Here is a 13,327-nt window from a genome sequence, read left to right on the forward strand (position 1 = left end):
GGCTTTTTTAGCTGGCGTTTATTTTGGCTAATAGAGTTTATATTCATAAATTCTGAACGCACGACAGAGACAAGGAAAGCTTCGTCCGCGATGTCATCGCACGAAGGAAAAGCACCAGTTTTTCCAAGGATATCCCAGTCAGGCGAAAGGCACAGAATATAAAAAGCTACGGTCAGCTTTGCCTCGCACGAAGAAAAAGCATAACTTTTTCGAGGATATGCCATTTTGAGTGTGATAAGCAAAACTAAGTTATCCGCCAATAGGACTTGACATATGGTAATTTAATAATATTTTTTTCAGAAATAAGGCTAATACCTTTTTTCTGAAACCCTACCTATTTATATAGAAATATCTAGTTAAAGGTTATAGTATTGTAAACCTTTTCATAATAGTGAAAAATGTTTAACCCAAATAAACAACTAAATGAAGGCATTTCCAAAATCTTATTATATCAAATAAAAGGATGCAGAATTACGTGAATTTTGACAATTAAAATCATTTTAGCTTTTTTCGACAAAATCAATAAATGCTATTTATTTATACCCTTAAAAATGTTATAGTATTTTCGATTAGTAGGAATGATTATACATCAGATGTCTGATGTCTTAGGAAAAAGAGCTGGAGGAACCTGCATGTCTATTAAGTCAGATAACCGACATTTGTACTTACAAGTTATCGATCGGTTAAAGCAAGATATTGAAGAAGGGAGATATAAAGAAAGAGAAAAATTGCCTTCCGAATTCGATCTTGCTAAACATCTGGGTGTAAGCAGGGCTACTCTTCGAGAAGCATTACGCATACTTGAAGAGGAAAACGTAATTATTCGGCGCCACGGCGTTGGAACATTCGTAAATGCCAAACCATTGTTTACCTCAGGGATCGAACAGCTTAACAGTGTCACGAACATGATTAAGCAAGCAGGCATGAAACCAGGGACGATTTTCCTGAGTTCATCAACCCAAGGGGCTACCGAAGAGGATATTCGCCGTTTTTCCTGCTCACCGGAAGAAGAGATTGTATTGATTGAAAGGGTTCGTACCGCCAATGGGGATCCGGTCGTATATTGCATCGACAAGGTTCCAGAACATATTTTTCCCGATAACCTTCCCAGAGGAGAAGAGTCTATCTTCAATATCCTTGAAGAAATGGCAAATCGGAGGATTACATACGCGGTGACCCAGATTGAGCCACTTGGCTATCATGAAAAAATATCTCCTATCCTGGAATGTGAGCCAGAAACAGCATTGCTCGTTTTGAAGCAAATGCATTTTGATGAGACGGATGAACCTATACTTTTTTCGGTAAACTACTTTAGGGCAGATAAGTTCAGTTTTCAGGTTCTGAGAAAAAGAGTTTAATTTTTTATTATTCTTGAAAACGCAAACAAGATTTTCTATTTAGACGTTTCTACTAAATCAAACAACATTCTCTAGGGGGAAAAAAACCTTGAAAAAGCGTAAATTTGGCCTAGCTTTATCGCTTGTCTTAGCTGCCGGAACACTGTTAGGTGCTTGTGGTAAATCAAATGATGACACTAAAAACAATGCATCCAAAGGTGAAAACAAAGAAAAAGCCTACACAGTTGCAATGGTTACTGACGTCGGTGGTGTTGATGACAAGTCTTTCAACCAATCTGCATGGAAAGGTCTTCAAGATTACGGTAAAGAAAATGGCCTGGAGAAAGGTAAAAATGGGTTTGACTACCTTCAATCCACATCTGATGCTGACTATTCCACGAACCTAAATACTCTTTCACGCCAAGGCTACAATTTAGTATTTGGTATTGGTTTCTTAATGCATAATGCTGTTGACGAAATTGCACAGCAGCAGCCAAAAAGCAATTTTGCTATCATTGATGATGAAGTAAAACAGCCAAACGTAGCAAGCGTTCTATTTAAAGAGCAAGAAGCTGCCTTCCTTGCTGGTGTAGCAGCGGCATTACAAACTAAATCAAATAAAATTGGTTTCATCGGCGGTATGAAAATTCCTGTTATCGAACGTTTTGAAGCTGGTTTCTTAGCTGGTGTTCAAGCTGCTAAGCCTGAAGCGAAAGTTGATGTTCAATATTCCGGAGCATTTGACAAAGCCGAGCTTGGTCAAACAATTGCTTCAAAAATGTATGCTTCTGGTGACGATGTTGTATTCCATGCTGCTGGTGCGACTGGAAACGGATTATTCAAAGAAGCTACTGACCTTAAGAAAAAGAATCCTGACAAAGAAATTTGGGCAATTGGTGTAGACCAAGACCAAAGCTTTATGGGTCCGGACGTAGTTCTTACATCTGCGATGAAACGTGTTGACCTTGCTGTTAAAGATGTTGCTGATAAAGCTAAAGATGGCAAATTCCCTGGCGGCCAAACAACAGTTTATGGCCTGCATGAAGATGGCGTTGGCTTAGCTCCTGTAAACAGCAAAGCTTCCGCTAAAGATGCAATTGATAAAGCAGTTAAAGAATGGACTGCCAAAATTAAAGATGGTTCAGTTAAAGTTCCGGGAACACTTAAAGAGCTAAAAACTTTTAAAGCACAATAATGAATCCATATGGAATAAGCGGGGAAATTACCGCCCGCCTATTCCTTTTTAATGAATTGAAACTTTAATTGAAGTGTAGAATCTGTGATTCTACCTTTCACTTAGAGTTTTAAAGAGGGAGGTTTCCCCTGTTTTTTTTAAGGAGAAAAGTCTGACCTCTTACTACTATGAATAATTTCCAAAAACCTTTATAAAAGGAAGTGAAAAATAATGGAATATGTTATTGAGATGCTTAATATCCGTAAAGAATTCGGCAACTTTGTTGCAAATGATAACATAACTCTTCAATTAAAGAAGGGCGAAATTCATGCACTGCTTGGTGAAAACGGTGCAGGAAAAACTACTTTAATGAATGTTCTTTTTGGTTTGTACCAGCCTGAACAAGGTGAAATTCGTGTTAAGGGTAAACCTGTTAAAATATCTAATCCGAATATTGCCAATGACCTTGGGATCGGAATGGTTCACCAGCATTTTATGCTTGTTGATAAATTTACAGTTACTGAGAATATTATTTTAGGGAAAGAAATTACAACTGGCGGTCGAATCAATCTTAAAAAAGCAGAAAAAGAAGTTCGGGATATTTCCGAACGTTATGGATTGGCCGTAGACCCTCAAGCGAAAATATCCGAAATTTCAGTTGGAATGCAGCAGCGTGTTGAAATCTTAAAAACACTTTATCGTGGAGCGGAAATTTTAATTTTTGATGAGCCGACTGCCGTATTAACACCACAAGAAATTAAAGAACTAATCCAAATTATGAAAACGCTAATAAAAGAAGGTAAATCCATCATTCTCATCACACATAAATTGAGAGAAATTATGGAAGTTGCCGATCGCTGTACTGTTATCCGTAAAGGAAAAGGGATTGGTACAGTTAATGTTAGTGAAACAAACCCGAATGAACTTGCTAACTTAATGGTTGGCCGTGAAGTTGTTTTTAAAACAGAGAAAAAAGAGGGCATTCCAAAAGAGGATGTACTTGATGTTAAGGACCTTGTCGTTAAAGATGCTCGGGGTATAGCTGTAGTTAATGGTTTAAATTTGACCGTTCGGGCGGGTGAGATTGTAGGAATTGCCGGTGTAGATGGAAACGGACAATCTGAATTTATTGAAGCCATTACCGGATTAAGAAAAGCTGAAAGCGGAAGTATTAAATTAAACGACAACGAGCTTATGGGTCTTACACCGCGTAAAATTACTGAAACTGGGGTTGGACATATTCCTCAGGACCGACACAAACATGGCTTAGTTCTAAATTATCCGATTGCTGAAAATATGGTTTTGCAAACCTATTATAAAAAGCCTTTTTCAAAAAATGGCATCTTAAACTTCAAGGAAATTTACTCAAAAGCCAAAAAATTGATTGCTGAATTCGATGTTAGGACTCCAAGTGAATATGCATTAGCACGCGCCCTTTCCGGAGGAAATCAGCAAAAAGCTATTATTGGACGTGAAGTAGATCGGAATCCGGATTTGCTTATAGCAGCACAGCCTACTCGCGGATTGGATGTCGGAGCCATTGAGTTTATCCATAAACGTTTGATTGAACAGCGTGATAACGGGAAAGCGGTATTATTGGTTTCTTTTGAGCTTGATGAAATCATGAATGTCAGTGATAGAATAGCGGTTATATATGAAGGAAGAATTGTAGCTGTTGTTAACCCTAAGGAAACGACGGAACAAGAACTTGGTCTATTAATGGCTGGCTCGAATCGGAAAGAAGCGGGGGAAGGAACACATGTCTAAACGCTTGCGTAATATTTTAACTCCACTTATCGCTGTAGTGTTAGGTATCATCGTTGGGACGATTATCATGCTAGTAAGCGGATATGATCCTGTGGCAGCCTATACAGCTTTGTGGAATGGTGCTTTTGGCGATGTTTATTATACCGGTGAGGTTATCCGCCAGGTAACTCCTTATATCTTAGCAGGTCTTGCGGTTGCATTTGCCTTCCGGGTTGGCTTGTTTAATATCGGTGTTGAAGGTCAATTTATTGTTGGCTGGCTTGCAGCGGTATGGGTCGGGGTTTCGTTTGATCTGCCTAAAATCATTCACTTGCCGCTTGCTATTATAGCCGCAATGGTTGCTGGTGGGATATGGGCGTTTATACCGGGCTTATTAAAAGCCCGTTTCCGGGTTCATGAAGTTATCGTAACGATTATGATGAACTACATTGCCTTGCACTCAGTCAATTACATTATCAATAATAAATTAAATCAAGGTTCTTCCAAAACAGGTATGATTCATGACTCAGCATCCTTACGGTCTCCGTGGCTTCAGGAAATTACGACACATTCAACCCTCCACTGGGGTATTATTATTGCCATTATAGGTTGTGTTTTTATGTGGTTCCTATTAGAAAAGACCACAAGAGGTTTTGAATTGCGAGCAGTAGGTTTCAACCAGGATGCAGCCCATTATGCTGGGATGAGCGTTAATAAAAATATTATCCTTTCAATGGTGATTTCCGGTTGCTTCGCCGGTGTAGCAGGTGCCATGGAAGGATTGGGTACTTTTGGATATATGGCCGTTCAGGGCGGATTTACCGGTGTTGGCTTTAACGGTATTGCCGTTGCTTTGCTTGGCGGCAATACAGCTATTGGGGTATTCTTCGCTGCGTTGCTCTTTGGTGCTTTAAAAATCGGAGCTTTATCAATGCCTCTTGAAGCAGGTGTACCAAAAGAACTTGTTGATATCATTATTGCCTTGATTGTATTCTTTGTTGCTTCCAGCTATATCATAAGGATAGTTCTTGATCGATTCGGTAAAAAGGAGGTGAAGTAAGTGAGCTTTATGCAAATTTTAATGATCGTTATTCCGTCCACATTATTATGGGCTGCTCCACTTGTCTTCACTGCATTAGGCGGTGTATTCTCGGAACGTTCAGGTGTTGTCAATATCGGTCTTGAAGGATTAATGGTAATTGGTGCATTCTCTGCCGTTGTATTTAACATTACATTTGCCGGCACATTTGGAGCTGCAACACCTTGGATTGCCTTATTGGTAGCGATGGCAGCAGGTGCAATATTTTCTCTATTGCATGCTGTTGCGGCAATTACATTCCGTGCTGACCATACTGTTTCCGGTGTGGCTATCAACTTACTGGCTACTGGTTTAACTTTGTTTTTAGTTAAGTTAATTTATAATAAAGGTGAAACTGATATTATCAAACAAAGCTTTAGTAAAATTGATATTCCGGTCCTAAAGGATATTCCGGTTATTGGAAAAATCTTTTTCCAAAATACTTACTGGACCTCTTTTGTAGCCATTATCGTTGCTGTAATTGCATGGTATATCATTTATAAAACTCCATTTGGATTACGTTTGCGTTCTGTAGGGGAACATCCAATGGCTGCGGATACAATGGGAATTAATGTTACCAAGATGCGTTATTTAGGCGTAATAATATCTGGTGCACTTGGTGGTATTGGCGGAGGCGTTTATGCAGAGTCGATTTCTTCAAACTTCAGCCATGCAACCATTAGCGGCCAAGGCTTCATGGCGCTTGCGGCGATGATTTTTGGAAAATGGCATCCACTAGGTGCTATGGGAGCGGCTATATTCTTTGGGTTTGCTCAAAGTATTAGTATTATCGGATCCAGCTTACCGTTCCTAAAATCAATACCAGATGTATATCTTTTAATTGCTCCTTACGTGTTAACCATTTTAGCGTTGACAGGGTTTATCGGCCGTGCAGAAGCTCCTAAAGCGGATGGAGTTCATTATATTAAAGGCAGCAGATAAGAACATAATAAAAATCCCTCCTTTTCAAAGGGGGGATTTTTTATTAATTCTATTTAATTTCTCCGGCGCTGTTAGAAAAAATTCTCCTTGCACATTCCACGCTTGTCAGAAACTTTGAATTCATGATAATGTTGATTTATAGGATTATAGAAAAAATTGGATAAAAAGGTAACAATAAAGCGCGGAGAGGGAAGACTTATGCGGTTTACACTTTATTTAAAGGATTACGAGACAGAAAAAATATTTTCATTCTTGCGCTGGATTTTTCTATTCATTTCTTGTGCTTTGTTTTACTATCCGCCGCTGGATGCCATCTTAAAATTTGATCATCGTTCCTTTCCCGCTCTCTTGATTACGGGAATTCTTTATATGGCCATTTCCCAAGCTGTTTTTATGAGGATGGATAGCAATCATAAGTATTTTCATCTTTTGATTAAATGCGGGATTGTCTTTGATTATATTGCACTAATGTGGTTAATGGTTTTAACCGGTGGAGTAGAAAGCATGCTTTTTCCTGTATCCTATCTTCTTGTCATGCACGCAACAATTTATTGGAAAACAAAAGGTTCGTTTATCTCTTCTGCTTTTGCAACTCTAGGTTATGCGGTTATATTCTTTTTTGAACAGCAGCATACTGAAAATATGTGGGTAATGTTTCTGATGAATATTACTTTTATTTGGATCATCGGACTTTTTGGAGCAATGATTGTCCTGAGAGAAAGAAAGCATATAAAAATGAAAGAAATATATCATGAACTTGTTGTTACCGACTACTTATCAGGTTTATATAATCATCGCCATTTTCAGGAGCAACTTAGGATGCTATCGGACAAAGAATCATCATTTGTTCTGATTATGGGAGATATAGACAATTTTAAGCCAATAAATGATCAATACGGTCATTTAGTTGGGGATGAAGTCCTTAGGTGCCTGGGGAAAATCTTTAATGATACCGCAGACAAACACGGTGGACTTGCCTTTCGGTACGGTGGGGAGGAGTTTGCCTTTTTAATTCCTTACTCGTCTCAAGAAAATATTCATGCCTTTGTCAACGAAATTTATCAGCATATCAATGAAAGACCATTTACAGAGAAAGGCTGGACAACAACCATAAGCTTCGGAGTGTCTATTTTTAATGGGTCTAAGACGGCCGATATCTTGCTTGCTTCTGCAGATGGTCTCCTTTATAAAGCTAAAAATGAAGGGAAAAACAGAGCCTGCTTTGAAGATGGCTCCACTCTGGAAAATAAAATTGTTCAAGTAATTCAGCCAGTATACGCTTAAAATTACCGGTCCTTTTAAGGGCCGGTTTTTGTTATCTATATTTTTACTGTTATTAATCCCGCCAGAATCCCACCCCAAGAGGGTGGAGGACAGTAAAAGGGGTATGGATAAGATCAGTATGGTGCCCCCAAATGGTTTGAAGCCTGCAAAAGGGGTAACGATAGTATCGTATACCCTCTCGTTTTAAGTCCGGGAAAGGGTTAACATTATCCGAAGTACTATGCCCCATTGGGCACAAGAAAGAAAAGTAGTAACTATTACATAAAGCTGCTTTGCCATCATCCATTTTTTTAGATAACAAACATTTTTTTTATAAAAAAGGAGTAAAAATTTGTATTGGCCTTGCATGACAAATTATAGTAAGAATAGGTTTTATTACAGTGGAAAAGATAGAGAATAACCGTATCAGTGGGCATGGCTGAAAAACTGGCATGCTTTACCCCGAAGGAGGACCGCAAATGGATGCATTGACAGAAAAAGTGTCAGAAATGCAGGGCTATAAGCTGCATGTTGTAAAGACTGACAAATATAAAACAAACAATATTGTATGGAGAATGAAAACACCACTTGCTAAAGAGGATTTAACGAAAAGGGCATTGCTTCCCCATGTTTTGCAAAGCAGTTCATTAAAATACCCTACTACAGCAAGTCTAAGATCATATCTTGATGAGCTTTACGGAGCAACTCTGTTTGTAGATCTGGCCAAAAAAGGTGAGTATCATGTCGTTAGCTTTTCTTTTGAGATAGCAAATGAAAAGTTCCTGAGCGATCCAAGCCCATTGCTCGAAAAGGGCTTAGAGTTTTTAGCTGAAATCCTGACAAATCCGAATGCCAACAATGGTGCATTTGATCAGGACACAGTTGAAAAAGAAAAAAGGACGCTCAAACAAAGAATACAATCTGTTTTTGATGACAAGATGCGCTATTCCAATATGCGTTTGATTGAAGAAATGTGCAAAGGTGAACCATATGCACTTCAGGTCAATGGTGAACTAGATGATGTTAATTCAATCACTCCAGAGAATCTTTATGATTACTTCCAAAAAGCATTTTCAGAAGATGAGATGGACTTATATGTAATCGGAGACGTGAATGTAGAAGAAGTAAAAAATGCTGCATCAAGACTTCTCCAATTTAAAGCTCGTGAACCGCAAAAGGCTCAGGCTGGAAGTACTCGCACGAAATCAGAAGTCAAGGAAGTTAAGGAAGCACAGGATGTTAAACAAGGTAAACTGAACATCGGATACCGGACAAATGTGGTTTATGGAGATAAGGACTATAATGCTCTGCAGGTATTTAACGGCATCTTTGGCGGATTCTCGCACTCAAAGCTATTTATCAATGTCAGAGAGAAAGCGAGCTTGGCCTATTATGCAGCCAGCCGTCTTGAAAGCCATAAAGGCTTAATGATGGTCATGTCGGGAATCGATCTTAAAAATTATGATCAGGCAGTGGGCATTATTAAAGAACAAATGGAAGCAATGAAAAAAGGGGATTTTACAGATAAAGAACTTGAACAAACCAAGGCCGTCATCCAAAATCAGATGCTGGAGACAGTCGATACGGCAAGAGGGCTTATAGAAATACTTTATCATAATGTCATTTCCGGCCAGGAAATTCCTCTTGATCAATGGCTTTCAGGCATGCAGAAAACTACAAAGGAAGAAATTGTAGCAGTAGCTGATAAAATTGAGCTAGACACCATTTACTTTTTAACAGGAACGGAGGCGGGCAAATAACATGGAAAAAATATCATTTGACCAGCTTCAGGAAGAATTATATTTCGAAAAAATGTCCAATGGACTGAGCGTTTATGTACTACCGAAAAAAGGATTCAACAAAACATATGCAACATTTACAACTAAATATGGTTCCATCGATAATCATTTTGTGCCGCTTGAAAAAAAGGAATTTGTGAAGGTCCCGGATGGCATTGCCCATTTTCTGGAGCATAAGCTGTTTGAAAAAGAGGATGGAGATGTATTTCAGCAATTCAGCCGCCAGGGGGCGTCTGCTAATGCCTTTACTTCATTTACAAGAACAGCTTACCTTTTCTCGAGCACTTCAAATGTAGAGCAAAACCTTGAAACCCTAATTGATTTTGTTCAGGAACCTTATTTCACAGAAAAAACAGTCGAGAAGGAAAAGGGGATTATTGGCCAGGAAATTACCATGTACGATGATAATCCTGATTGGCGCCTGTATTTTGGTTTGATTCAAAATCTCTATAAAAATCATCCTGTTAAAATTGATATTGCTGGTACAGTTGAATCGATTTCTCCTATCACAGCTGACCTTCTATATGAATGTTACCGGACTTTCTATCATCCAAGTAATATGCTTTTGTTTATTGTTGGACCTGTTGATCCAAAAGCCATTATGGACCAGGTCAGAGATAATCAAGGGAAAAAGGAATACAGCAGCCAGCCAGAAATTCAAAGGAAGTTTGATGAAGAGCCAATAGAAGCAGATCAAAAGAAACAAGTCTTAAAAATGAATGTACAAACATCAAAATGTCTGCTTGGAATAAAGGCACTCCATGTAAACCAATCCGGAGAAGAAATGCTGAAAAACGAATTGACAATGAATGTTTTTCTTGATCTGTTATTTGGAAAAAGCTCTGCTAATTATGAGAAGCTCTATAGCAGCGGGCTTATCGATGAGACGTTTTCATATGATTATACCCAGGAACAGGGCTTCGGTTTTGCGATGGTCGGCGGCGATACACGAGAGCCTGATAAGCTGGCAGAAACACTTGAAAATATGCTTATGGAAGCTAAGAAGGGCGGCATATTTAACGAAGAACAGCTTGGCAGAGCGATCAAAAAGAAAATTGGTTCATTCCTGAGGGCGGTCAATTCACCAGAATATATCGCCAACCAGTTTACACGTTATGCATTTAATGATATGAATTTATTTGAGGTTGTACCGGTACTTGAAAAAATAACTTTGCAGGATGTTGAGAAGCTTGCAGCAGAATTGGTTTCTGAAGACCGATTCTCCGTCTGCCAGGTGGTTCCTAATAAGTAATAGAAGCAGGGCGCCGTTCTCGGCGCTTTTTTTCATCGGTTAGGAAATTATAGATTTTCACCTTGTGGAAAACTCCGAACTAGGTTATTGTAATCCAGCTCCAGCGCCCAGCCCCTCGGGGTCATAAGCCAAATCACTTCAGAAATCAGGACAAGGAAAGCTTCGGAAGCATCCGCATCGCACGAAGGAAAAGCTTTAGCTTTTCCGAGGATGACTACGTGATTCGTCTTATGCCTGTTGGGGCTAACCAGGGCGCTTGCGCCTTTTGTTCATGATTAAGAAATTAAAAAGTTTTATTAAAATTGTCTAGCTCCAGCGCCCAGCGAGTTTCATCCTAGATAAGCTTCCTGGATTATCTTGCATCAAGTATGACCGTTAGGTGATACTTGGTGCAGCTAGTGTCCATACGTCGCTGAACGGGCGCTTGCGCTTTTCTTATAAGGAAGAGTGATAAAAAAGATGGGGAAATATGCATTAATCACAGGGGCTAGCGGAGGCATTGGACAGGCTGTTGCTTTAACCTTAGCCCGTGAAGGCTTCAACTTATATTTGCATTATAATAAGAACCTTAAAGCCATTAATGAGCTTCTGAAAAATCTTCAGGAATATGGGGGAGAGTATATTCCAATCCAGGCTGACTTAACAAATCCCCAGGGCTACAAACAGCTTGCTGAAGGTGTATTTTCTCTTGATGCGATGATACATGGAAGCGGCAGCAGCCATTATGGCCTTCTTATGGACCTCGAAACTGAGGAAGCTCAAAAAATTATCCAGCTCCATGTTACAAGTCCTTTGATGCTGACGAGGGAACTTCTGCCAAAGCTTATTTCCAAAAGATCCGGAAGCATTATTGTCATTTCTTCTATCTGGGGGCAGACTGGAGGTGCCTGCGAAGTGGCGTATTCAGCCGTAAAAGGTGCCCAGATTGCATTCGTAAAGGCCTTAAGTAAAGAAGTTGCATTGAATGGTATTCGCGTTAACGCCGTTGCTCCGGGTGCCATAAAAACGGCAATGATGGAGCAGTTCAATGAGGAAGAACTAAGCAGTATCACAGAGGAAATACCAATGGGCAGACTCGGCCTGCCAGAGGAAATTGCTGAGGGTGTTAGGTTTCTCGTTTCTCCGCAGTCCTCCTATATTACGGGGCAGGTTATTGGAATTAATGGCGGCTGGTATACCTAAAATGAAATTCTTTTTCCATCATGCATATTTTGAGCTCCTTTTTTGCAAAATAAGTTCGTACTACTTTAAAGGAGGATTAACAATATGTCAGTTTTAGACAACTGGAAACAATGGGAAGACTTCCTTGCAGACCGTATGCACCATGCTGAAGGTGAAGGAATGAGCAAAGGTACAATTGGTGATCTTGCTTACCAGGTTGGCGACTATTTAGCTAACCAGGTAGAGCCTAAGAATGAGCAGCAAAGAGTTCTTTCTGACCTATGGTCTGTAGCCAGTCCAGAAGAACAGCAGGCCATTGCAAATATTATGGTTAAACTTGTTTCAAATAATGGCTCACGCTAAGAGAGAGGGAAACCTCTCTTTTTTTTTGGCCTCTTCTCAAAAGACAGATTATTGGCAAATACATTAAGGTTTTGTTTTTCCTTTCATCTTGACATAAAATCATATATTATTAGGGGGATAGAGAAAATGAAGGAAATTGTCGATTTTCTTTTTCGAAATATTTCTTGACATGGAAATTTGATGCAGCTAGTACCTATCCCATTCCTCCCTACGATAAGTCAACAACGAACCGTACCCTGTGTTAGGTATACTTATGGTGCTCCTGCGCCGTCGCTTTTTCAGGGAAGCTTCGTCGTAAGCTGCAGGATGTTCCAATTAAAGCTGCTGGATGCAAGGATGGTTATCAGGCAGTAGCTTTGCTAAACCGGAGCTTCCACTTTTCTTTTAAACTGAGGAGGGGTTTTATGGAGAAAAAAGAATGGTATTTAGAATATGAGATTCAAATAAACCGGCCCGGTTTATTAGGCGATATCTCATCCCTGCTGGGAATGCTCTCTATTAATATTGTTACCATTAATGGGGTAGATGAAGGCAGAAGGGGCCTTCTGATTTTAGCTAAAGATGATGATCAGATTCAGAGACTTGAGTCAATTTTACATACAATGGATACAATAAAGCTTATCAAGCTTCGTGAGCCGAAGCTTCGTGACCGTCTGGCTGTCAGGCATGGCAGATATATTCAGCGGGATGCCGATGATAAGAAAACGTTCCGGTTTGTAAGGGACGAGCTTGGACTATTGGTAGACTTTATGGCAGAATTATTTAAGCAGGAGGGGCATAAGCTGATTGGAATTCGGGGGATGCCTCGGGTTGGTAAAACAGAATCAGTTGTTGCAGCAAGTGTTTGTGCCAACAAACGCTGGTTATTTGTGTCTTCGACTCTTTTAAAACAGACCATTAGAAACCAGTTAATTGAAGATGAGTACAACCAGGATAACCTTTTTATACTTGACGGGATTGTATCTACTAGGCGCGCCAATGAAAGACATTGGCAGCTCGTGAGGGAAATTATGAGACTACCCGCTATAAAAGTAGTAGAGCACCCTGATATTTTTGTGCAAAATACAGAATATACCCTCGATGATTTTGATTATATTATTGAACTTCGGAATAATCCCGAAGAAAAAATTACATATGAGATGGTTCATCAAAACGATATGTTCTCCGGTTCTGAATTCGGAGATTTTGATTTTTAAAAATGGAAGGTGTTAT

At 39.5% G+C, this 13,327-nt stretch carries 11 protein-coding genes; all 11 read left to right on the forward strand.

All coding sequences use genetic code 11. The features are described from left to right. Positions 1-632 precede the first annotated feature (632 nt). Positions 633-1,358, forward strand: a complete 726-nt coding sequence (locus tag G8761_RS04370; protein WP_166024028.1) for a GntR family transcriptional regulator — start codon at positions 633-635, stop codon at positions 1,356-1,358. An 88-nt stretch (positions 1,359-1,446) separates the two neighbouring features. Continuing rightward, positions 1,447-2,532, forward strand: coding sequence for a BMP family lipoprotein (locus tag G8761_RS04375; RefSeq protein ID WP_166024030.1), 1,086 nt, complete (start codon positions 1,447-1,449; stop codon positions 2,530-2,532). Positions 2,533-2,742: 210 nt separating this feature from the next. Beyond that, positions 2,743-4,278, forward strand: coding sequence for an ABC transporter ATP-binding protein (locus G8761_RS04380; RefSeq protein ID WP_166024031.1), 1,536 nt, complete (start codon positions 2,743-2,745; stop codon positions 4,276-4,278). After that, positions 4,271-5,317, forward strand: a complete 1,047-nt coding sequence (locus G8761_RS04385) for an ABC transporter permease (RefSeq protein ID WP_166024033.1) — start codon at positions 4,271-4,273, stop codon at positions 5,315-5,317. The genes G8761_RS04380 and G8761_RS04385 overlap by 8 nt, the downstream gene beginning before the upstream one ends. Continuing rightward, the gene (locus tag G8761_RS04390) at positions 5,318-6,277 is read left to right on the forward strand and encodes an ABC transporter permease subunit (RefSeq protein WP_166024035.1); all 960 of its coding nucleotides are present in this window, start codon (positions 5,318-5,320) and stop codon (positions 6,275-6,277) included. Between the two features lie 198 nt (positions 6,278-6,475). Continuing rightward, entirely contained in the window at positions 6,476-7,561 is a 1,086-nt protein-coding gene (locus tag G8761_RS04395; RefSeq protein ID WP_166024037.1) for a GGDEF domain-containing protein, read from the forward strand. 458 nt (positions 7,562-8,019) lie between these two features. Continuing rightward, complete coding sequence (gene yfmF / locus G8761_RS04400; RefSeq protein WP_166024039.1) at positions 8,020-9,300, forward strand: EF-P 5-aminopentanol modification-associated protein YfmF; 1,281 nt, start codon at positions 8,020-8,022, stop codon at positions 9,298-9,300. Position 9,301: 1 nt separating this feature from the next. Continuing rightward, entirely contained in the window at positions 9,302-10,591 is a 1,290-nt protein-coding gene (yfmH, locus tag G8761_RS04405) for an EF-P 5-aminopentanol modification-associated protein YfmH (RefSeq protein ID WP_166024041.1), read from the forward strand. A gap of 459 nt (positions 10,592-11,050) precedes the next feature. Further along, the gene (gene ymfI, locus G8761_RS04410; protein ID WP_166024043.1) at positions 11,051-11,773 is read left to right on the forward strand and encodes an elongation factor P 5-aminopentanone reductase; all 723 of its coding nucleotides are present in this window, start codon (positions 11,051-11,053) and stop codon (positions 11,771-11,773) included. Between the two features lie 84 nt (positions 11,774-11,857). Continuing rightward, positions 11,858-12,115: a DUF3243 domain-containing protein gene (locus tag G8761_RS04415; protein WP_166024045.1), complete on the forward strand. Its 258-nt coding sequence runs from the start codon at positions 11,858-11,860 to the stop codon at positions 12,113-12,115. 404 nt (positions 12,116-12,519) lie between these two features. Beyond that, on the forward strand, positions 12,520-13,311 hold the full coding sequence (locus tag G8761_RS04420; protein WP_166024047.1) for a DUF3388 domain-containing protein: 792 nt from the start codon (positions 12,520-12,522) through the stop codon (positions 13,309-13,311). Positions 13,312-13,327 lie beyond the last annotated feature (16 nt).

This window comes from Neobacillus terrae, assembly GCF_011393025.1.
GTDB lineage: Bacteria > Bacillota > Bacilli > Bacillales > Cytobacillaceae > Neobacillus_A > Neobacillus_A terrae.

Excerpts from the sequence above, each read along its gene's own strand:
- G8761_RS04420 (WP_166024047.1), top strand. The coding sequence starts at position 12,520 with ATGGAGAAAAAAGAATGGTATTTAGAATATGAGATTCAAATAAACCGG.
- G8761_RS04380 (WP_166024031.1), top strand. The coding sequence starts at position 2,743 with ATGGAATATGTTATTGAGATGCTTAATATCCGTAAAGAATTCGGCAAC.
- yfmF (WP_166024039.1), top strand. The coding sequence starts at position 8,020 with ATGGATGCATTGACAGAAAAAGTGTCAGAAATGCAGGGCTATAAGCTG.
- G8761_RS04395 (WP_166024037.1), top strand. The coding sequence starts at position 6,476 with ATGCGGTTTACACTTTATTTAAAGGATTACGAGACAGAAAAAATATTT.
- yfmH (WP_166024041.1), top strand. The coding sequence starts at position 9,302 with ATGGAAAAAATATCATTTGACCAGCTTCAGGAAGAATTATATTTCGAA.
- G8761_RS04385 (WP_166024033.1), top strand. The coding sequence starts at position 4,271 with ATGTCTAAACGCTTGCGTAATATTTTAACTCCACTTATCGCTGTAGTG.
- G8761_RS04370 (WP_166024028.1), top strand. The coding sequence starts at position 633 with ATGTCTATTAAGTCAGATAACCGACATTTGTACTTACAAGTTATCGAT.
- ymfI (WP_166024043.1), top strand. The coding sequence starts at position 11,051 with ATGGGGAAATATGCATTAATCACAGGGGCTAGCGGAGGCATTGGACAG.
- G8761_RS04415 (WP_166024045.1), top strand. The coding sequence starts at position 11,858 with ATGTCAGTTTTAGACAACTGGAAACAATGGGAAGACTTCCTTGCAGAC.